Here is a 21374-nt window from a genome sequence, read left to right on the forward strand (position 1 = left end):
AGTGCAATAACAATTGTTGGATGTGAGGTCTGAGGGACGACTATTCCTCTTTTTTATTACGGCCAGCCATCTGCTGCCATACCGTTCCAGCAGCCTGTTCTCCTGATTCGATCCGCTCCAGAGCCATCTTGGCCTGCAGGCTGACTTCAAATTCAGGATCATCGGCTGCAACGCGCAACGCTTGCTCTGCTTCTTCAGTTCCGACCTCATAGAGAAAACGTGCTGCACGCCAGCGTACAAGTTTACTTTTATCGGATAACGTAGCTGTCATGGCTGGAGTGGCGGCAGGATCACCGATATCCGACAAGGTATCCCCGGCAGTCCGGCGTACCGCAGGAGAACTGTCCTGAAGTGCTTCATACAGCAATTCCATCGCTTCCGGTGTACGAATGTCACCCAGGTATACGACAGCCAAGCGACGTATCTGCATTTTGTTGTCATGCAAGGCATGGGCTACGAGAGACAGTCTTTCTGCCGTAGGCTCCATGCTGTCAAATGCCGCATAGCGAACATTCCAGTCTTCGTTTCGCAGAGCCTCTTCAAGTTCGGCTCCATCCAATTCACGGCGGCGCTCGACGAACTCTTCGGATTTGGTACCATGTTCAATGGCCTGTTTAATGACTTGCTCCAGCCGTTCCGGCGGGTAAGCTGCTTCCAATTCCTGCTCGACTTCACGTGCAATATCAGGCAATTCACCATATCGAACACCGTAATCACTCAATTTACGTTCTTTGATCATCGTTGCACTGGCGACTTCTGTTACGGCTTTGACAAAGCGGTCTGACAACGAAATTCGTTCTTCCTTGACCCCGGCCTTGACCCTAATTTGCATCGGTACACCTCGGAAGAATTGTACAAATACCTGTGCTTCTCCGAAGTGCTCGCCTGAACCATCTTCGGATTCAATCCAGTCCAGATCGATGCCGTGCTGTCCAAGGCGATGTTGGACTTCGCCCAAGATAACGGACCAGTCGGCATTCCCTTTACGATCAAGTGCGACAAAGTCTGTTGTGTGGAACACACTCTTTACACCGGGAATATGAAGCATCTGGCGAATGAACGCCGGAGCAGATCGTTCGTTGTCCAGTGTATATGTTTTGCGAATTCCGTCCTCCAGACGTTCATCGAGATGTAACATCATCGTATTTGGACTCGGTGTTGGTTCAATGGAAACAATATTCATCAATGTAACCTCCTATAGTACCAGATTCATCTTTAACTTCCCGTAAATTAAATCACACGGGTATTTCTCTATTTTACATCAATGTGTGGAATCTGCGAAATCATCCAGAAGTGAAGTGGACGTGTCTAACACTTAATGTGAAGAAGTGCGAAATTTGTTAACACTTCTTTCATGTTCACGCACAAACATTTTTAAACGAAAATTGGCACAATAAAGATAAGAATCAACTGGAGGTATACCTATGGAACCCATTACCGTGCTCTCGGATGGAAAACGTCGTATTGCATATGAGAATATTATTCAATTGTTCAGGAACTGGATTGAGGACTCAACATCTGGTTCAGCGATAGAAACACATCGGGGAAGTTGGGAAAATGCCCGTTATTGTATTGTTGATTATCAGATTGCCGAAGAAGCGGTGTCAGCAGCAAATGCCATTCGGGCTTTTATGCCACAACTTCCGTTACTGGTCATTACGGATTTCCAATCCCTTATTCGGAAGCGTCACCTGCAAGAAATTACAGGTACGGGTGAGATGAAGATGATTCTCTGGAACGAGCAAGACCCGAATCAACTAATCAAGGATATGGAAAATTGGTTTCATTCGTCGTCTGTCCATAAATCAGAAATAGCCATACCACCCATCTTATCCATGAGATAAAAGAGGGATATGGCCAAAGGTGTTTAACTTTCAAGCGTTACGATCGTATTAGATCACATATTTATAGCCTGTTCCCCAAACCGTTTTAATATAACGTGGGTTCTTGGGGTCAGGCTCAATTTTTTTACGTAGACTTGAGATATGAACATCAATGGTACGATCCAGATAGGCGCGTTCGGAGCCTTTGATCCGATCCATCAGTTCATTGCGGGTGAACACTTTACCCGGATTGCGGTACAATTCCTTCATAATCTCAAACTCAATATGAGTAACCTCGATTTCAACGCCATCCACAAACAGGGTTCTTCTGTACTCATTCACATTCACATGTCCAGTAACCTCTGCCTGCTTGTCTTCTTTTACCGGTTTATCCTGATAGGAAATGATTGATCTTCGCAGCAGTGCTTTAATCCGGGCATCCAACTCTTTCAAACTAAATGGTTTGCACAGAAAGTCATCCGCACCATTATGCAATGCACGAAGTCGATCATTCAGCATGGTGCTTGCCGAGATCATCAGAATGGGCACAGTGGAGTGCTGGCGAAAGGCTTCTACGAGATCATTTCCATCCATTTCAGGAAGCATGAGATCCGTTACAACAATATCCGGCTGGAATTGTGGAAACAGTTGAAGTGCCTCGCGGGCATGATGAACCCGTTCAGTGATGTATCCTTCCTCCTCAAGAAAGAAAGCAATCATGTCGGCCAGATTTTTCTCATCTTCTATAAGAAGTACTTTGATAGTCATAGGGTCACACTCCTGGTGAAAATAATATGTTAAGAAAATGCTAAAAAAACAAGGTGAATTGCGAATAAATGCCGCAAATTTTTTAATGTTTCTATCCCAAAATATAGGATGTATATGTAGAGAAAGAATACGCTTTTTGAATGAACTTCAATATTCTAGCATGAATGCAGTTTGGTTGCCGATCAATCAGAATTTCCCAAAGCTACACCAAGTATTAATTACAGTATAATGGATCAGAACGAGTTAAGGGGAAAAAAGTAATATTGTATCCGCTTAAGTTTATAGGGGGAACCAACGTTGTTGTTGAAAACAGAAGAAAAAATGATCCATGAGGGCAATTGCTTATGGATCGTATAAAGGCAAGACAAATGCTGGATTGGGTCGTGTTGAAGCTGAGAATACCCTGGATTGGGACCAGCATTCTGATCATTTTGGGCTCACTAAGCACTATTTTTCCGTTTACTTTATTCTATGGTGTACAGTTTATGATTGGTAGCGCGGCAGCACTCATTGCTCTTCGTTTGCATGGAGCCATCTATGGATTTGTCACCCTTACAGTTATCCATCTCCTGAATACCGTCTTTGTCGGCATTGTGCCGCACAATTTAACTGTCATGCTTGCCCACTTCATGGAATTAATTTGGATGCTCGGTTGGCAGATCCGCTGGAAGAATGGCAGCTTAATCAAGGCTAATGCTGTCTTTTGGGTAGTGATGTTACTTCCTGTTATCTATGGCGGGCATTTTATGTTGGGTCTAAATATAGACGATTTGAAGTATGAGTATATGTATATTGCTGTGATTGGTATGGTGAATGCGCTGATTGCGGGAATTGTAGTTGATTTTTGGATCACCACGGGTGAACACAAGTCAAAACGTATGGGAACCATTCCACTAACAAGAATTGCGTTTAAATACGTAGTCGCCTTTGTGGTATTTGTTTCTCTCGTACTGTTATCCGCAGATAGCCGCAGACAATTGGGTCAAATGAATGATGCCATATTACGTGATATGAAATATGCAGCAACCGCGGTTGTTCAGGATCTTGATGAAGAGTACGTTACCTCTGAGAATATGGATCAGAATATGGCGCGTTATCATCATCTACTGGGTGTGAATGTGATTCTGCTGAATCGCAATGATACAGTCGTTGCTTCTGGTTTGAGTACACTACAGGTGGGCGAGTATCTGGACATGGACAGATTCCGTCTTCTGAAGTCGAGGGATAACCTCATTCTGTTAAGTTCCGCAAATATCCATTACAGCGATGTATTGAATCATTGGAAACAAGCCTCTTTTATCTATGAAGCAGAAATGACAAGGTTAACACCTTATCGGGTATTCATTGTGACTGACTCGTCCGAGTATTACCCCCGAATCGAATCCATTTATCTGACCACGCTGCAATCCCTGTTCATCATCATCGTGGCTTCCATGATCGTAGCGGCTCCTCTCAGCAGTAAGGTTGTTAGCCCGTTGTTAAGACTGACCCGAATGACAGGCTCTCTTCCGAGACTGCTGTTTCGAAATGGGAAGATGGAGTGGCCAACCAGCCATGTAACCGAAGTACAGATCCTGATTGGTAATTTGCGCAAAATGGCCGATGTGCTGCTGGAACAATTCGAACAGATTCGTCACGACAAGTTAACGCTGGAGGACAGGGTTATTGAGCGTACCAAGGAACTCAAGAATAGTGAAGAGGTCAAACGTGCCATTATTGAATCCTCTATTGATGCGATTATCGCTGTGGACTCCAATGGGCTGATCGTTGAGTTTAATCCGGAGGCTGAAAGAATGTTTGGATTGCGTCGGGAAGAAGTGATCCTGCACAAGGAAGCGCCATCTCTTTTTCAAGGGGCCAGCTGCAAGGAGATCAAGAATTTGCTGGAGCGATTTGAATATGTTGAAGGTAAAAGATACACCATCGTTGAAGAAATTTCAGGTATCCGACGGGATGGTTCCGTATTTCCGATTGAGTACAAAATTGTTGAGATCCAGTTGGGCAAAAATGAGACATTATATAACCTGTTTATTAAGGATATTACGGAGCGGACCAGAGCAGAAGAAGATCGTGTACGTCATGCCCTTGCGCTGGAGAAGCTGAACTCGGAGTTGTTCAATGAGAAGATTGCCATTCAGGAACAGCGAGATATCAGTGAGCAATTTATTGAATCTGTACGAGAAGGGCTCGTGATGTCTGATCGATCAGGGACCATAACTATCGTCAACCGAAGGATAGAAGAGATGTTTGGTTTGGGTGATTTTATGGGCAGATCCATTGAAGATTTGGCGCAGGCCATTGATACGATGGTATTAACGGACAACTTCAATCTGATGGAACAGACGAGAGCATTCCTGAATGGAGAAACGGCGTTTATCGAGACCGAATTTATATTCAATAATGTGGATAAAAGTGTATTTTCCTTGTACATGAAGCAGATGGATGTACCGGGAAAAAACCATGGGTTTCTGCTGGTGTTCCGTGACCGAACAGGAGAAGAACGGCTGGATCGGATGAAAAATGAGCTCATCAGTGTGGTATCTCATGAGCTTCGAACGCCTGTAGCCACCATTATGGGATATGTGGAACTCATGATGATGTATGACCTTCCGGCAACTCAGCAGCGGGAATTCATGCAGACCATCTCTTCGGAGGGCAAGCGGCTGAGCAGTTTGCTCGATGATGTACTCGATATTCAGCGCCTCGACAACGAAGGTATGACTTATCACATGACGTATGTACCGCTGGTGGAGTTGGTAGAAGGGGTTGCCGAACAGTGGAATATGAAGTCTGCCCAACGTATCTACGTGCATACGTTTAATGGAGACTTCTTTGCTTATGCGGACCAGAACAGGATGGTTCAGGTTCTGCATAATCTGGTGGGCAATGCAGTTAAGTATTCTCCGGGAGCCGATCGTATTGATATTACGTTATGGGAAGAAGAGGAATGGTTATGTCTTGATGTGCGTGATTACGGAATAGGTATTGCGGAGCAAGAGAAGGACATGCTGTTTAATAAATTCTATCGGGTCGATAATTCGGATCATCGGCAGATTGGTGGAACAGGAATTGGGTTGTACATTTCCCGTAAAATTGTAGAGGATCACAAGGGTACGCTGACTTTTATATCTGCACCGGACAAAGGAAGTACGTTCAAGGTCCGACTGCCCAAGCAGGACGTATTGGTGTGAATTTAAGATTGGATGAAGAAATGTATTTCACTTTTTTTATGAACCAAGTTTATGTACGAGACCTACGAATAGAGCCTTTGCCCTTCAGCGCGTGAGCGTGATAAGGGCAAAGGCTTTTTTTGTTTTTCAATTTCCCCGGATAAAAAAACAACTTCTTTTGCAAACTGTCTATAGAGCCATAATTTGCATCCCATGCAAAAGGAGGACGGCAGGTATATGTTCCGTAAACAAGAGAAAACACTCATTATCGTCTGTCTGGTTGCAGCTGTGGTTGTGCTGTATGCCGTTGTGAAGAGCATCATCCGAATCATGAGTTATTGAGATACACGTTCAAGCAGAGTAACTGCTGTCGTACATAACGATTATGTGAAAGAGGAGTGTAACCATGTCATCCCTGGATCCTGTTTTGCTCAGCCGGATACTAACCGGCCTTACCCTGTTTGTACACATTATTTTTGCCTCTATTGGTGTAGGTGTTCCACTTATGATTGCCTTGGCCGAGTGGCGAGGACTCCGAACCAATGATATGCATTACACCTTGCTGGCACGCCGGTGGGCACGAGGTTTTGTCATCACCGTTGCCGTGGGCGTTGTTACAGGCACCTCGATCGGATTACAGCTCAGTCTGCTGTGGCCGATGTTTATGCGGGTAGCGGGTCAGGCAATCGCCCTGCCGCTGTTCATGGAGACGTTTGCCTTTTTTATAGAGGCGATCTTTCTTGGGATTTACCTCTATACGTGGGATCGTTTCAAAAAGAAATATACGCATATGCTGCTGTTGATTCCGGTAGCTCTCGGCTCATCTGCATCTGCGATTTTTATTACAACGGTGAACTCCTTCATGAACCAGCCTCAGGGATTTACCCTGATTAATGGCATCATGAAAGACATTCATCCGATTGCTGCCATGTTGAATCCGGCAACGCCAACCAAAGTGTCCCATGTACTCGCCTCATCCTACACCTTGAGTGCAGGTATCCTGGCGGGGATAGCCGCCTTCAGTTTGCTTCGGGGACGGGATCATGTGTATTACAAAAAAGCACTGAAGCTCACGACGGTATCTGCGCTCGTATTTGCCATCAGTACCGTCATGATCGGCGATTCCTCCGGTAAATTTCTTGCGAAATATCAGCCGGAGAAGTTGGCTGCCGCAGAATGGCATTTCAAGACGATGAAAGAGGCACCGCTCGTTTATGGGGGGATTTTGGATGAGAACAATGAAGTGAAATACGCGATTGAGATTCCTTATGCACTTAGCATTTTGGCGGGGAATCGTCCCGATACGGAAGTGAAAGGTCTCGAAGAATTTCCGGCGGATCTGAGGCCACCACTGTCCATTCATTATATGTTCGACCTGAAGGTCACAACGGGAGTAATCATCCTGATGATTCCTGTGTTATATGTACTGCGGCGCTGGTTGCCAGGGCGCAAGCCCTATCCCAAGTGGCTGCTGCTTGGCATTGTCTTGCTGGGGCCACTGGCCATGATTGCAATCGAGTTGGGGTGGATGTTCGCTGAAGTTGGCAGGCAACCTTGGATCTTACGCGGATATATGAAGGTGGCGGAAGCGGCCACGACGTCAACTTCGGTAGGATGGATGTTAGTGTTGTTCATATTGCTGTATCTGATCCTGTGTTTCTCGTGCATTCGGGTACTCAGCAAGCTGTTCCGTAACAAGGAAGCAGAGAAGGAACTAGAGTCTCTGGGGCTTGAAGGAGGGATCGTGCATTGAGTTTCGAAATTGCAGGCATCGCAATATTGTGGACGTTTTTGTTCGGTTACTTGATCGTTGCGTCGATTGATTTTGGCGCCGGGTTCTTCAGCTTTTATAGCATTTTGACCGGGCATGAGAACAAAATTCATAACATCATTCAGCGCTACCTGTCTCCCGTGTGGGAAGTGACGAATGTGTTTTTGATCTTTTTTGTGGTCGGACTGGTCGGGTTTTATCCGGACAGCGCCTTTTATTACGGGACGGCTTTGCTGGTGCCGGGTTCCCTGGCCATTGTACTGCTTGCGATCCGGGGCGTGTATTACGCCTACAATACCTATGGCAATCATGGGCAGAACAGCCGGATCTATATGGCATTGTACGGGGCGACGGGATTGCTGATTCCAGCCGTGTTCTCCACCATTTTGGCAATATCCGAAGGCGGGATCATTGAAGAGGTGGGCGATCAGGTGTTTTTTCGCTGGCGTGAATTTTTGACGAATCCCTATACCTGGTCGGTTGTTTTGCTTGCACTGGTTAGTGTGCTGTACATCTCGGCGATGTTTCTTTCCTATTATGCAAAACGGGCGGGGGATGAGCCGGCATATGAGGTGCTTCGAGAGTACGCGCTGCTCTGGAGTTTGCCTACCATTTTTGCAAGCTTTCTTGCTTTTCTGCAGATTAACAAACAGAATCCCGAACACTTTGAGCAGATGGTAAATATTTCCTGGATGTTCATCGCTTCGTTTATTTGTTTTGTCATTGCTGTGTCGCTGGTGTGGAGAAGTAAATATCTGGGTTGGTGTTTTGTTGCTGTCATGCTTCAGTTTGCCTTTGCCTGGTATGGTTACGGGCGATCTCACCTTCCGTACATATTGTATCCTTACATCAATATTTACGACGGCTTTACGAATCGCACGATGGGGATTGCGCTCATTACAGCGTTTAGTCTGGGCTTACTCGTGCTCATTCCTTCGCTTGTGCTGATTATGAAGCTGTTCCTGTTTGATGCCAATTATGTGCGCGGTAATTCTGGTAAAAAGAAAGGATGAGTCTGTTCATGCACCCAAACATGTTCTTACTCATGACTCCCTTGCTTGATCCACTATCTACTGAGGGAGTCACGGGGATACCCGGTATAACCGGATTAAGCTTTTTTGAGACATTCACCATTATGTACGCCCCTCCACTGATCATTGCGGCTGCTATTGTCTTTCTGTTTGTATATCTGGCCGTATATAAGAACCCAAAGGATTGATTGGTTGGTACGTCCATTCCCGTTTGGGGTAATCTCTTGTTAAGAAATGAGGAAGGGAGGAGGGCCCTTTCATGCCGAAAATCCGTTATAACAATATCGATAATGTAAGTACGGACAAAACGCTGAAGGAATTCAAACAATGGAGGGAGCAACGGCGGAGCAAAGTGAAGGACTACTCCTACACCGTGCCCAAACACCCGCCTGAACTGGATTATCTGCATGCCAACCGGGATGACACAAGTATTACCTGGATTGGACACTCCACGTTTTTCATTCAATATTATGGATTAAACATCGTGACTGACCCGGTGTGGGCCGAAAAAATGGGATTTCAACGAAGGCTCGGTGCCCCCGGCATTCCGATTCAGGATATTCCACCGTTGGATGTGATTCTGATATCCCATTCCCACTATGATCATCTGCATCTGGCTTCCTTGCGTAAGCTGATTACAGCCAAGACGTTGCTCATCGTACCCGATGGTCTCAAGCGCAAGATGATTCGCAAAGGATTCCATCGATGCCAGGAGATGAAATGGTGGGATCATATGACACTTGGCGGAGTCAAAATAACTTTTGTTCCTGCACAGCACTGGACGCGCCGAACGTTGTTTGACACCAATACGTCCCATTGGGGCGGTTATGTATTGGAATCGAATCAACCAGCAACGACTTCAGCAGCGGAAAGCGCTGCAACAACGAACAATCAGGATGAATCATCCACGGAATCAGGGAAGAACGAAACATCCAAAACATCAGGCGGTCCGCCTGTGTTGTATTTTGTGGGTGATACAGGTTACTTCCAGGGTTTCAAAACGATTGGAGAACGCTTTGACATTGGTGTTACCCTGATGCCCATCGGTGCCTACGATCCGGAATGGTTCATGAATTCTCAGCATGTGACACCCGAAGAAGCGCTGCAGGGGTTCGTTGAATCCGGTTCACAGCTCATGGTGCCAATGCATTACGGCACATTCAAGCTGGCGGATGATACGCCCAAGGAAGCACTGGATCGGCTGGAAGCCGAACGTGAACGGCTAGGCATTGGTAAAGAGCGGATTCGGGTGCTTGGTCATGGCGAGACACTCCGCATTCACCACGAGGAAGGTAAACGGGGCTAACAAAAGCGAGCCAAATATGTTAATGTAGGGGTATGCCTGCATGAACAGTACATTTACCAAATCTTTAATAAGTAAAAAGCGGCCAATTTTCGAATTTGCCGCTTTTTTGTGTTATAATATGGTGCCAGAATAGGCATCGGGATATTGAATCCATGATTTACGCAACTTGCTATTCATGCAGTATGCAGATTAACCAATAAAGGATGGTATGCTTAATGATCAGTACAAGCGGCATCACGCTCCGCTACGGAAAACGTGCACTTTTTGAAGATGTAAATATCAAATTCACACCAGGAAACTGTTACGGCCTCATCGGCGCCAACGGAGCCGGCAAATCAACATTCTTGAAAATTTTGTCTGGTGAGATTGAAGCCAACTCGGGAGAGGTGCACATCACCCCGGGCGAACGTATGGCCGTTTTGAAGCAAAACCACTTTGAATATGATGAGTATCCGGTTCTCGAAACGGTAATTATGGGTCATAGTCGTCTGTATTCCATCATGAAAGAGAAGGATGCTTTGTATGCGAAGGCAGACTTCACAGAAGAAGACGGTTTGCGTGCAGGTGAGCTTGAAGGGGAATTCGCTGAGCAAAACGGCTGGGATGCTGAACCAGATGCAGCGGCGCTCCTGATCGGTCTTGGCATTGTTCGTGACATGCATGACAAAAAAATGATAGAGCTGAGCGGAAACGAAAAAGTCCGTGTATTGCTGGCACAAGCATTGTTTGGCCGTCCAAACAACCTGTTGCTCGATGAGCCTACCAACCACTTGGATCTCGAATCCATTCAATGGCTGGAGAACTTCCTGATGGATTATGAAGGTACCGTTATTGTGGTATCCCATGACCGTCACTTCCTGAACAAGGTATGTACGCATATCGCAGATATTGACTTCGGTAAAATCCAGATGTACGTAGGTAACTATGACTTCTGGTATGAGTCCAGCCAATTGGCACTTGCTCTGCAGCGGGATGCCAACAAGAAAAAAGAAGAGAAGATTAAAGAGCTACAAGCCTTTATTCAACGTTTCTCTGCGAACGCTTCGAAGTCCAAACAGGCGACTTCCCGGAAGAAAACACTCGACAAAATCACATTGGATGACCTTCGTCCATCCAACCGTAAATACCCGTTTATCAACTTCAAGCCTGAACGTGAAGCAGGTAAACAATTGCTGACGGTAGATCGTATTGACAAATCCATCGATGGTGTGAAAATGTTGAATGATGTGAGCTTTGTGGTGAACAAAGGTGACAAAATTGCATTTGTTGGCCCGAACGGAAATGCCAAATCACTGTTATTTGATATTCTCATGGGTGAAACCGAAGCAGATAGCGGCGAATATACTTGGGGTATAACGACGACTCAGGCTTATTTCCCGAAAGACAACTCCCAATATTTTGACGGTGTAGACATGACTCTCGTGGATTGGCTCCGTCAGTATTCGAAAGATCAGGATGAAACGTATCTGCGTGGATTCTTGGGCCGTATGCTGTTCTCCGGTGAGGAGTCCCAGAAGAAGGCTAGCGTACTCTCCGGGGGGGAGAAGGTTCGTTGTATGCTGGCGAAAATGATGCAGACAGGTGCAAACGCACTGATTCTGGATGAGCCAACGAACCACTTGGATCTTGAATCCATCACAGCACTGAATAACGGTATGATTGACTTTGACGGCACAATGCTGTTTACATCCCATGACCATCAGTTCATCCAAACGATTGCTAACCGGATTATCGAAATTACGCCAACAGGCATCATCGATCGCCAAATGAGCTATGACGAATATCTGGAAAGTGATGAAATCAAAGAACTGCGCAATAAAATGTATCCGGTAGAAGCTTAATCTAAGCATCATCTGCGGCACATGATTATAGGAACACCAAAGAACCGCAAGCCTCTGTGAAGAGGGCTTGCGGTTCTTTTTGTAATTCAATGGTTTCTCGGCGGCTTTAAGACCTAAGATCCACCAGTACGGCGACGTTGGTTGTTAGGCTTTTTGTTGTTTTGACTCTTCATCGCTTTAGGTCCGCCTTCAAAGTAGGCGCTGGATTGGTTACCAGAATTTGCTTGTTCTTTCTTTTGCGCCAGTTTTTGGCGTATAGCATCCTGCAAACTGACCTTTTTCGGTTCGTTATTTTCGCTCATCGTTATTTCCCTCCCGGTCTTACAGTGAGCCGTCCAGATTGGACGGGATGTACCTATTTTATACGTTTTACAAAAGCCCTACAAGGGCAACCTGATAAAATGCTCAAAACCTTTGGTTTTACCCAGGCCAACATTTTTTCTCAATAACTACAGCCCTGCCGTCTGGCAACTTTGTTTCGGCTTGCCTACAGCAATGCAACCTGGCAACACTGTTTCTGTAGACCCACACGCTCCGCATTTGGTAACATGGAAAAACCGTAATACGAAACGTTAAAGGGGTGTCGCCCGGTTTGAACGCTTATGAAGAAATTCGAAAAGGGGAGCGAGGGGCTTGGGTTAGTATCGTAGCCTATCTCGTCTTGTCCGCTTTTAAGCTGATCTGTGGATATTTATTTGCTTCCAGCGCCTTGCTGGCCGATGGTTTTAATAACCTTACAGATATTGTAGCATCCATTGCTGTACTGATTGGGCTTCGGATCTCCCAGAAACCACCTGATTCGGATCATGCCTATGGTCATTTTAGAGCGGAGACGGTTGCTGCTTTGGTAGCTTCATTTATTATGGCTATGGTTGGGCTGCAAGTATTGGTTGAAGCCGTTCGCTCCTGGTATGAAGGAGCCTTTGTTGCTCCAAACCTGTGGGCGGCAGCGGTGGCTGTAGTCTGTGCTGTGGTGATGTTAGGCGTGTACCGTTACAATCACCGTCTGGCAAAACAAATTAATAGTCAGGCTCTGATGGCCGCGGCGAAAGATAATCGTTCCGATGCCTGGGTCAGCATAGGCGCTGCAATTGGAATTATAGGTGCGCAGTTTGGACTTCCATGGCTGGATAAAGTAGCTGCCATTGCTGTAGGTCTGTTGATCTGCAAAACGGCTTGGGAGATTTTTCGGGATTCTACACATCGTCTTACCGACGGATTTGACCAGAAGGAACTGACGGATCTCAGATCCTCCGTAGCACGCGTTCCCGGTGTTGAGATGATCAAGGACGTGAAGGCACGTGTGCACGGCAGTCATGTACTTGTGGATGTAGTCATTGAAGTGGACGGAGGCCTAAGCTTGATTGAAGGCCATCAGATCTGTGACCGTGTTGAAGAGCGGTTGAAGCGATCGCATAACATCATGCATGTACATGTACATGTGGAACCAAAGACGGAAGAAGTCACAAGGAACCCTTGAACAGGGAGTGAACATCTTGGAAAATGAAAAGAGGACAGCCGCGATTGTGCGTGCTGTCCTCTTTACTTATCGTTAGAACGATTATACGATGTTATTGAATGGCAACGTGGATCCACGCTTTGCCTTTCCAAGTGTATACTTGTACCCACTCGCCGCCATCGAATCCATCAACCACTTCACCTGTTGTATCGATGACTTGGGAGCCTAATGCACCGATTGGTTTACCGTTAGGTGCATCATAGAACCAAGTGCGCTCCAGAAGGTTCAGCAACATCGTTGGTGCCAGTACTTCATCACCTGGTTTTACGAGTGGCTCTTCAAACATTTTGTCATCTGTGCCGTAGGTTGCCCCAGTTACCGTCTCAGCAGTACCTTCTACTGTTTCTACAGCAGGTTTGTTGACTTCAACAGCCGGAGTTGTTGTGGTCGTTGGTGTTGTTGTAGCCTCAGTTCCTGTTTCCGGATTTACCGTTCCAGTAACCGCTTCCTCCGCACCCGCAGCGGCAGCCATCGAACCCATCAACGTTAAAGCAGCGGCAAAACTTACGATTTTTTTCATTTTGTTTTTCCTCCTCGGTAGGTATGTAAAATGTTGTCCTGATTACAAGTAACCAAGCAAGCACCCTTATGAATCACAAATTATAACAATATTTTCTTGCATTCTCCAGTGTCAACTGGCTCATATGTGGGTATATAGCAAGCCTGTAAATATCATACTTCAGTGGGATAAAACCGGGTTGGCTATCTCAAAAAGGTCCTGTTTTTTTTGGGATTCATACGAGAGCGGATTGGAATAAAGCAGAAGGGAGTGCAATACATAATATAGAAAAGTTGACCTATGCCTGAACGCACAAAAGCCAATCGGCTTGGGAGCACGATCGGCTTTTGTATGTAATCGTTTAGTAAACACTCAGTCATATCAGAGCCTGAGGTTATCGCATTCGGCTACGTCCCGTAATCAGGGAGATTACGAACAGTACAACAAAGATGAAGAAGAGTACTTTCGCGATTGAAGCAGCTGCTTCAACAATACCGAAGAATCCAAAAATACCTGCTACCAGTGCAATAATTAGAAATAATACAGACCATTTCAACATAAGTATTCATCCTTTCGTATAATTGATTGTGGAGTGAGTTGTGTTCACCTCACCGCCTTGTGTAGTCTAACTTTAACCGAGTGCTAACCGCTTGAAACATTGGTTTTTTTTCCAAGCGAAGGCATATATGAAGGGATATATAATATTGTTTCGTCCGGGAAATCGCCGGGTAACTATAGCAATAACAAACTGATGCACATATGGAAAGAGAGGTTCTTCTATGATCTATCAAATTAGCGTGGCCCTGATTGCAGTGGCATTTGCAGTACTGGTATTCTTTTTAATTCGTACCTTGAAATCCGCTCAGGGTTCTTTGGACAATGTCTCACAGACATTGCAGGAGGTACAGAAAACCATTGATGAACTTAGTTATGAAGTGAAGCAGACGGTAAGACATGCCAATGATATTACGGTGGATGTACAACACAAAATGAAAAAAATTGATCCTGTTATGGAATCTGTTGAGAATCTGGGAGAAGTGTTAAATGAAGTGACGGCAGCAGCCAAACAAGTTTCCACAACGCTGATGGCGAAATTTCAGACCAAACGTAACAACGCTGAACAGACCAAGCATGCTGAAGCGGTTCATGTAACTGCACCGCCTGCTACATCAACGGATCGTACCCTGCAATCCTATGAAGCTACATATAATGGTGAAGCTAAGGGCGGGAAAAACTGGATGAAGTATGTTGATGTTGCAGCGAACGTATGGCAACGGATGCGCAAGTAACATGACCGCTTTGTAACCCATGGAGAAGCCTTCAGAGCGGTGATGAACCTGATGAAAGGGTGAGAATCATGATGAAACTACTGCTTGTGATGTTTAGCGTAATTTCTCCCTTTTCCGTTCAACCGGCAGCGGTACCCGCTGCTCACGATATGCAATGGACGGCAATGGAAGAGAAGGCGTCAGAGGTAACTCTGGCTGTTGATCGATCCGAGACTTTCCAGCATTTTCGGACTCTGAATGGCATTTCTCTGGATGACACCATGGATGATTTGTTGGCCAATAAGGGCCAGCCGGGGCATAAGCAGGAAGATCCTTATCTGGGATGTCCTGAATATCACTTTCATGATGTGAAGGTTGGCTTGTGTGAAGATACGGATGTCATTCAATATGTGCATATCGATGCATCTGAGAATCACATCATGTTAAACGGAAAGAGAATTGAGATGAATATTGAAGCGATCCATCATGCTCTAGGGAAACCTTATTATGTGGCAGAGGACGGAGAAGTGTTTCTCCGTGGAGACCAGGCTCTGAAGGTATATATGAAGTCAGGATCTCATCAGATTGAAGGCATTGATCTTTTTGATGACACAGTTTCCTAGGATTGGTTATTACCAAATCGTTTCAAACCCATATAGTATGGTTATATACTAAGTAGCTCGATACAGAAGATTAAATCAGAGGAGAGTGGAAACGATGAATTCAACCAATGAGCAAGCTTATGCAAAAGTGGTAGAAAACGGAGTCCAGGCGGTAGAAGCGGTGAAAGAATTGCAGATTACCGGATACCTTGCTGATCAAATCTTTGTTCTCGCCCATGAGAAGGATCGTACAGATCGAATTGCCGATACAGCAGATGCCAAAGAAATTGGTATAAAGGAAGAAGGCGTATTTGATTCCTTGGCGAATCTGTTCCGCTCACGTGGTGATGAACTCCGGGCCAAAATTGTTTCGATGGGCTTTACCGAAGCCGAAGCGGACTTCTACGAGAGTGAGCTCGACAAAGGTAAAGTACTCGTTATTGCTAAAAAGAAAGATTAACCCGATAAGTTGAAGTTTGCTGAACATGGACAAGCTTCTGAATCATTTATGTAAAATGCTTAATCAAAAACATAGATAAGGAATGGGGAAAACCCCATTCCTTATCTATGTTTTTGCAAGTTTGGAAGCGGGATCAGGACGCTGCAAAAACAGGGTGAGTCGCGGGGATATTCCCCTACGATGGTGCCATTTACTGATAGAATTTTTTTGTTTTTACGATTATAGTTATACTAGGAATTATTATGTCTACTGCCGTTTTGTATGCAAAATTTGTATAATCAACGTTTGTTTTAACCTAATAAGAATCGACAAACCCGGACGCCACAGATAAGGAGATATCAATGAGAATACTTATTGTTGACGACAATCCGACGAATGTCATTATCATTCGAGAAATTCTGAAAAAAGAAAACTATCGTGACATTGTAACGGCGAGTTCCGCCATGGAAATGTTTGAAGTGTTAGGAATTGGGGAGGAAAGCAACGAACTTCGTCCAAGACCGTCGGATATTGACCTGATTTTGCTAGATATGATGATGCCTGAGATGGACGGTATCGAAGCCTGCAGTATTGTGCAGAAATTTGAGAATCTGAAGGATATACCGATTATTATGGTGACTGCCATCGGAGACTCCAAGAAACTTGCCGAAGCATTGGATGCTGGTGCATCTGATTATGTGACCAAGCCGATTAATAAAGTCGAACTGATGGCCAGAATTCGACTTGCACTTCGTTTGAAACAGGAGAAGGATTGGCATAAAGAGCGTGATCAACGTATTCAGGATGAACTCAAGTTGGCAGCGATGGTCCAAAATGCTGTATTAAGTCCGGCAATTAGGGACCCGTTGTTCCAAGTGCATGCCATCTATAAACCATCCTTTGAGCTTGCGGGTGATCTGTATTCTTGGTACCCCCTTGGGGAAGGCCGTTACGGAGTACTGCTGCTCGACATGATGGGACACGGGATATCTTCATCCCTGTTTACCATGTTTATCGCTTCTGTGTTGAAAGATACGGTTACCACTTATGTGGATCCAGAGAAGGTCATTCAAGAGTTGAACCGTCGTTTTAACCAGCTCCATTTGGAGAAACAATTGGTGCAGTATTATTTCACGGCCATTTATCTGGTCGTTGATACACGGATGAAGCGCATTGATTATGTTAATGCAGGGCATCCTCCTGCTTTATTTTTCCGAAACGACGGCAGTGTCACCACATTTGACAGCGTCTGCTGTCCTGTTGGTTTATTTGACAAGATGGATATTGAACCACAAACGATCCATTATGAGGGTGACGGGCATATTGCGCTTTATACGGATGGATTATTGGAAGCTGTTCAGGGCGGGCAGGAGGAGCAACATGAATTCCTGATCGAAAAACTGACCGGCTCACATCAGTGGAATGAAGCTGCTATGCAGGCCATGTTTTTTGACGACGAAATTCCCCAGGAGCGGGATGATGATAAATGTCTGGTCTGGATTACTTTGGATAAAGGAGCGGGGGATGAATGAAGATCAGGAATAAACTGCTGATTGGTTTTACCGCTCTGATGGCTATTTTGATCGTGCTCACGTTTGTGAGTTATGAACGGTTAAACAGCAGTAATAAACAGATTGATCAGATGTATCAGGATCGTTATCTCAAAGTAAGGTTCACTTCTGCTGCACGTGGAGAGGTCAATGATATAGCCAAAGTGCTGGCTAACTTGTTATTGAATCCGAACAATTCGATTAATGCTGCTGAGGGTGACCTGAAGGAGATGAAGGATCGGGGGGATGGTTACCTCGCAGAAGTGAGAAACCGGGCAGACAGTGCACCTGAACATCAACTGGTGGATCGTGTGAATACGGCGTGGACCGCTTATACATCTTATGCAACGAGACAGATCAACCTGATGTCCCAAAACCGGGTAGAAGATGCGAATAACTACCGCAATTCAACAGGACTCGCGGTGCAAAAAGAAACTGTGGATAGTTTGAATGCTCTTTCACGTTATCAGGACCAAGAGATTGATGCTGAGATCAAGAACGCTAACGAAGCGTATACGAGAGCAGTACAGATCACGATAAGTATCATGATTGCGGGGTTGTTGCTTGCATTGGGTGTCATTCTGTGGGTGCTGCCGAGTATTACACGGGGTCTGAACACTGTATCTATGATGATTACCAGCTTTGGTAAAGGGCGTTACCGCACAATTAGACGCATACAGGTCAAGTCCACGGACGAGATTGGTCAGATTGCCAGTGTGTTCAAGGATGTATCCAGTGATCTGGAAGAAAAACTGGAGATCGAGAGGGCTTATGTGCAGGCTCAGCAGGATCAAAACTGGATGAGTTCGAACATCGCAAGAGTCCCGGAACTGCTTCGGGGGATTGGATCCATTCGCCAAATTTCACAGATGTTTATCAGTGAGTTTACACCTGTGCTTGGCGCTCAGTTGGGTGTCGTCTATCTGATCGATGAGGAGAAACATCCCGACGAACTGAGACGTTACGGTGCATACGCATTTGAAGAGAACGAAGATGTTGGTAAGGAAATGTATCGCATCGGAGAAGGCCTGATTGGTCAAGCCGCGCTGGATATGACACCGATTATTCTGGAAAATACGCCTGATGATTACGTGCATATTGGTTCAGCTTCAGGCTCAACACGTGCTGCGGGTATCATGATCTATCCTGTCGTGTTTGAAGATGAACTGATTGGTGTAGTTGAAGTGGCTTCCTTTGAAGGTTTCAATGAACTGCACAAGCAGTTGTTCACACAACTGATTATGAACCTGGGCGTAATTTTGAATAACGTTCGACGTCGTTTGCGTGTGGAGGAGCTGCTGCGTGAATCCCAGGCACTGACTGAGGAACTGCAGGTTCAATCGGAAGAATTGCAGACACAGCAAGAAGAACTTCGTCGTTCCAATGAGAATCTGGAGGAGCAGACAGAAGCGCTTAAACGTTCCGAGGAATTGCTGCAGCGTCAGCAGGAAGAACTGGAACATTTTAATACGGAACTCATTGCCAAGACGCGGGCGCTTGAAGAGCAGGTGCGTGAAGTTGAAGAGAAAAATGACGAAATTGAGAAAACGAAGACACAGTTGGAACAGCAAGCTACACAGCTGTCGATGACAAGTAAGTACAAGTCCGAATTTTTAGCGAATATGTCACATGAACTCCGTACACCATTGAACAGTCTGCTCATTTTGTCCCAGTTATTGTCGGAGAACAAGGGTGGAAATCTGACTGACAAACAGCAGGAATATGCGCAAACGATCTACATGTCGGGCGCGGATCTGCTGAAGATGATTGATGAGATTCTGGATCTGTCCAAGGTGGACGCAGGTAAGATGGATATCAATTATGAGACAGTTCGAATGGAAGAGCTGACCAGCTTTGTTCAGCAGAACTTTGGACCGATGGCGAATAAAAAGGAACTGAACTTGAATATCGAGTTTGACAGCGATCTACCGGAATGGGTATACACCGACAGTCATCGCGTCAAACAGATTTTACGGAATTTGTTGTCGAACGCATTTAAGTTCACCAATCGAGGTTCGGTTAGTCTGATTGGGCGACGGATGAAACCGGAAGAGCTGCCGGGTTATATGAACACCAATCAGGAATATCTCGGATTCAGTGTAAAAGACACCGGCATTGGTATTCCATCGGACAAGACGGATCTGATCTTTGAAGCGTTCCAGCAAGTAGACGGGACCACAAGTCGGAAATACGGTGGAACTGGTCTGGGATTGTCCATTAGCAGGGAACTGGCACGTTTGCTTGGTGGTGCAATACAGGTGGAATCATCCGAGGGAGAAGGTAGCTGCTTTACCTTATACCTGCCGGATAATCATGAAGAGGAAGCCTTGGCGGAGGAAGGTGCTTCAAGAGAAACGGCTGTTTCCTCAGAGGATCTTTATGAAAAGTCCATCGAAGCACGGACCATGCTTTCAAGTCATCAGTCCATTCTCTCTCCTGATCCGGAGCGTAGCGTGGGTACAGATCTTTCTCCTTCCCATACTCCAGATGTCACGCAGATCGAAGATGATCGGGAGAATCTGATGGAAGGTGACAAAATCCTCCTCATCATTGAGGATGACGTGAACTTTGCACATATTTTGATGGATATGGCGAGAGGAAGAGGATTCAAAGCACTTGTTGCCCTTCAAGGTGATAAAGGACTTGAAATGGCACGTCAATATCTGCCGGATGCCATTATCCTGGATATTCAATTGCCGGTGATGGATGGTTGGACCATTCTGGGCGAGCTGAAGAGCAGTTCGGCAACACGCCACATTCCGGTTCATGTGATTTCAGTCATTGATGATATGAAGCAAGGTCTGATGATGGGTGCCATTGCGTATCTGAAAAAACCTTCGAGCAAGGATTCACTGGATAAAGCATTCTCGCATATCAAATCATATACTGAGAATCAATTGAAACGACTGTTGATCGTCGAAGATGACGAAATTCAGCGTAAAGCCATTATTGAATTGATTGGTCATGATGATGTTGCAATCACCGCTGTATCGACAGGTAGTGAGGCATTGAATGAATTACACAGCCAGCGTTATGACTGCATGGTACTCGATCTGATGTTAACCGATATGACCGGGTTTGAGTTGCTCGACCAGATTCGTGATGATGAATATCTGAACGATCTGCCGATTATAATTTATACAGGCAAAGAACTGGATTCCAAGGAAGAAATGAAGCTGCGCAAATATGCGGAATCCATCATTATCAAAGATGTGAAGTCACCGGAACGTCTGCTGGATGAGACCACTTTGTTCCTGCATCGGGTAGAAGCCAATTTGCCGGAAGACAAGCGTCGAATCTTACAGAAACTACACAACAAAGAAACGTTGTTTGAAGGCAAGAAAATATTGCTTGTAGATGACGATATTCGTAACGTATTTGCCCTTTCAAGTGTTCTTGAAGGCTATCGGATGGATGTGACGTTTGCTGAGAACGGCCGAGAGGCTTTGGAGATTTTGGACAAAAATCCGGAATTTGATCTGGTACTGATGGATATGATGATGCCAGAGATGGACGGTTATGAAGCGATGACACGAATCAGACAGATCCCGCAGTTTGAAAAGTTGCCGATTATTGCGCTTACGGCCAAAGCCATGAAAGAGGATCGCGGCAAATGTATTGAGGCCGGAGCATCTGATTATGTGAAAAAACCGATCCAGACAGATCAATTGTTATCCTTAATGCGCGTATGGCTGTATTCGTAAGTTCATTATTCGGATGTTCATTGTTTGGGTAATGAAAGACAATACGACGAATACGCAAGTAACAAATGAAGAAGTGGAGAGAA

At 45.4% G+C, this 21374-nt stretch carries 18 protein-coding genes; 13 read left to right on the forward strand and 5 right to left on the reverse strand.

Annotated elements, in window-relative coordinates:
* Positions 1 to 40 precede the first annotated feature (40 nt).
* A complete protein-coding gene (locus MKY28_RS00425; protein ID WP_340934324.1) occupies positions 41 to 1183 on the reverse strand; it encodes a virulence factor in 1143 nt (380 codons plus the stop codon).
* A gap of 241 nt (positions 1184 to 1424) precedes the next feature.
* Here MKY28_RS00425 and MKY28_RS00430 point away from each other — a divergent pair, with 241 nt between their 5' ends.
* Positions 1425 to 1844 carry a hypothetical protein gene (locus tag MKY28_RS00430; RefSeq protein WP_076328902.1) on the forward strand — a complete coding sequence of 140 codons (420 nt, stop codon included), beginning with the start codon at positions 1425 to 1427 and terminating at the stop codon, positions 1842 to 1844.
* A gap of 48 nt (positions 1845 to 1892) precedes the next feature.
* On the opposite strand, the gene MKY28_RS00435 is transcribed toward MKY28_RS00430, so the two are convergent.
* On the reverse strand, positions 1893 to 2591 hold the full coding sequence (locus tag MKY28_RS00435; protein WP_017692253.1) for a response regulator transcription factor: 699 nt from the start codon (positions 2589 to 2591) through the stop codon (positions 1893 to 1895).
* Positions 2592 to 2935: 344 nt separating this feature from the next.
* Here MKY28_RS00435 and MKY28_RS00440 point away from each other — a divergent pair, with 344 nt between their 5' ends.
* From MKY28_RS00440 to MKY28_RS00465, 6 genes are all read left to right on the forward strand, one after another.
* Positions 2936 to 5782 carry a PAS domain-containing sensor histidine kinase gene (locus MKY28_RS00440; RefSeq protein WP_340934329.1) on the forward strand — a complete coding sequence of 949 codons (2847 nt, stop codon included), beginning with the start codon at positions 2936 to 2938 and terminating at the stop codon, positions 5780 to 5782.
* A 385-nt stretch (positions 5783 to 6167) separates the two neighbouring features.
* Positions 6168 to 7514: a cytochrome ubiquinol oxidase subunit I gene (locus tag MKY28_RS00445; RefSeq protein WP_036606964.1), complete on the forward strand. Its 1347-nt coding sequence runs from the start codon at positions 6168 to 6170 to the stop codon at positions 7512 to 7514.
* Entirely contained in the window at positions 7511 to 8545 is a 1035-nt protein-coding gene (locus tag MKY28_RS00450; protein WP_036606967.1) for a cytochrome d ubiquinol oxidase subunit II, read from the forward strand. Before MKY28_RS00445 ends, MKY28_RS00450 begins: the two co-directional genes overlap by 4 nt.
* Positions 8546 to 8553: 8 nt before the next feature.
* Positions 8554 to 8751, forward strand: coding sequence for a cytochrome bd oxidase small subunit CydS (cydS, locus tag MKY28_RS00455; protein ID WP_307416101.1), 198 nt, complete (start codon positions 8554 to 8556; stop codon positions 8749 to 8751).
* A gap of 71 nt (positions 8752 to 8822) precedes the next feature.
* Positions 8823 to 9869: an MBL fold metallo-hydrolase gene (locus tag MKY28_RS00460; RefSeq protein ID WP_340934334.1), complete on the forward strand. Its 1047-nt coding sequence runs from the start codon at positions 8823 to 8825 to the stop codon at positions 9867 to 9869.
* Between the two features lie 215 nt (positions 9870 to 10084).
* Positions 10085 to 11710: an ABC-F family ATP-binding cassette domain-containing protein gene (locus tag MKY28_RS00465; RefSeq protein WP_036606972.1), complete on the forward strand. Its 1626-nt coding sequence runs from the start codon at positions 10085 to 10087 to the stop codon at positions 11708 to 11710.
* A 113-nt stretch (positions 11711 to 11823) separates the two neighbouring features.
* Here the strand turns inward: MKY28_RS00465 and MKY28_RS00470 are convergent, their stop codons facing one another.
* The gene (locus MKY28_RS00470; protein ID WP_017692261.1) at positions 11824 to 12012 is read right to left on the reverse strand and encodes a hypothetical protein; all 189 of its coding nucleotides are present in this window, start codon (positions 12010 to 12012) and stop codon (positions 11824 to 11826) included.
* A gap of 290 nt (positions 12013 to 12302) precedes the next feature.
* On the opposite strand from MKY28_RS00470, the gene MKY28_RS00475 reads away from it, so the two are divergent.
* On the forward strand, positions 12303 to 13190 hold the full coding sequence (locus tag MKY28_RS00475) for a cation diffusion facilitator family transporter (protein WP_036606974.1): 888 nt from the start codon (positions 12303 to 12305) through the stop codon (positions 13188 to 13190).
* A 91-nt stretch (positions 13191 to 13281) separates the two neighbouring features.
* On the opposite strand, the gene MKY28_RS00480 is transcribed toward MKY28_RS00475, so the two are convergent.
* Together MKY28_RS00480 and MKY28_RS00485 are read right to left on the reverse strand one after the other, a co-directional pair.
* Positions 13282 to 13749, reverse strand: a complete 468-nt coding sequence (locus MKY28_RS00480) for a hypothetical protein (RefSeq protein ID WP_340934337.1) — start codon at positions 13747 to 13749, stop codon at positions 13282 to 13284.
* Between the two features lie 373 nt (positions 13750 to 14122).
* Positions 14123 to 14287 carry a DUF1328 domain-containing protein gene (locus MKY28_RS00485; RefSeq protein WP_017692264.1) on the reverse strand — a complete coding sequence of 55 codons (165 nt, stop codon included), beginning with the start codon at positions 14285 to 14287 and terminating at the stop codon, positions 14123 to 14125.
* Between the two features lie 220 nt (positions 14288 to 14507).
* Here MKY28_RS00485 and MKY28_RS00490 point away from each other — a divergent pair, with 220 nt between their 5' ends.
* The 5 genes from MKY28_RS00490 to MKY28_RS00510 all read left to right on the forward strand — a co-directional run bounded on the left by MKY28_RS00490 (position 14508) and on the right by MKY28_RS00510 (position 21291).
* Positions 14508 to 15017, forward strand: coding sequence for a DUF948 domain-containing protein (locus MKY28_RS00490; protein WP_036606976.1), 510 nt, complete (start codon positions 14508 to 14510; stop codon positions 15015 to 15017).
* A 68-nt stretch (positions 15018 to 15085) separates the two neighbouring features.
* Complete coding sequence (locus MKY28_RS00495) at positions 15086 to 15619, forward strand: hypothetical protein (protein ID WP_036606978.1); 534 nt, start codon at positions 15086 to 15088, stop codon at positions 15617 to 15619.
* A gap of 94 nt (positions 15620 to 15713) precedes the next feature.
* The gene (locus MKY28_RS00500; protein WP_017692267.1) at positions 15714 to 16058 is read left to right on the forward strand and encodes a general stress protein; all 345 of its coding nucleotides are present in this window, start codon (positions 15714 to 15716) and stop codon (positions 16056 to 16058) included.
* Between the two features lie 341 nt (positions 16059 to 16399).
* Complete coding sequence (locus tag MKY28_RS00505; RefSeq protein WP_047841574.1) at positions 16400 to 17569, forward strand: PP2C family protein-serine/threonine phosphatase; 1170 nt, start codon at positions 16400 to 16402, stop codon at positions 17567 to 17569.
* Entirely contained in the window at positions 17566 to 21291 is a 3726-nt protein-coding gene (locus MKY28_RS00510) for a response regulator (RefSeq protein WP_340934339.1), read from the forward strand. The genes MKY28_RS00505 and MKY28_RS00510 overlap by 4 nt, the downstream gene beginning before the upstream one ends.
* Positions 21292 to 21374: the final 83 nt, after the last annotated feature.

Source organism: Paenibacillus sp. FSL R5-0473 (assembly GCF_038004565.1).
In the GTDB taxonomy this organism is placed as follows: domain Bacteria; phylum Bacillota; class Bacilli; order Paenibacillales; family Paenibacillaceae; genus Paenibacillus; species Paenibacillus amylolyticus.